General features: G+C 72.1%; 1 pseudogene. It reads right to left on the bottom strand.

Annotated features, from left to right (window positions below):
* Positions 1-473, bottom strand: a pseudogene (locus AC1DDG_RS21735) (HNH endonuclease signature motif containing protein); the annotation flags it as partial.

Genomic DNA, 473 nt, shown 5'->3' with positions numbered 1-473 from the left:
GGTGGGAAGATCCGGGTGGTGCGGCCGATGTCCAGGATGCGGCCTTGGCTGCCGAGGAGGATGGGGATGATGTCGGCGTCGCAGGCGATTTTGCGGACGGTGGCGGGGGTGACGGGGCCGGTGAAGGCGAACGTCCCGGTCCCGGCGGGGGTGACGGGGCCGGTGAAGGCGAACGTCCCGGTCCCGGCGGGGGTGCCGGGGAGCGGGGGCTGGCCGCCGGCGGTGTCGTCGGTCGCTGCGGGTGCAGTGCCTGTGGCTGCCGGGTTTTGCCAGTGGGTTTGTGCATTGTCGCCGGGGCGGCTGCTGGGGTCGCCGGTGTTGGTCGTTGTCCGGGTCGTGGGTGTGTGTCGGGTGTAGCGGGGGCCGTTGGCGGCGGTGGTGTGGAGGCGGTTCAGGAGGTCCTGGTAGCTGATGGTGACCATGACCTGGGGCCGGAGTCCGCCGGTGGCTGGCAGGGTGTTGGTGGCGAGGGC

The sequence above is a fragment of the Arthrobacter sp. 10L430 genome, from assembly GCF_056395245.1.
Note: the sequence above shows the minus strand (reverse complement) of the source record. Positions and strands in the feature narration are given on the sequence as shown.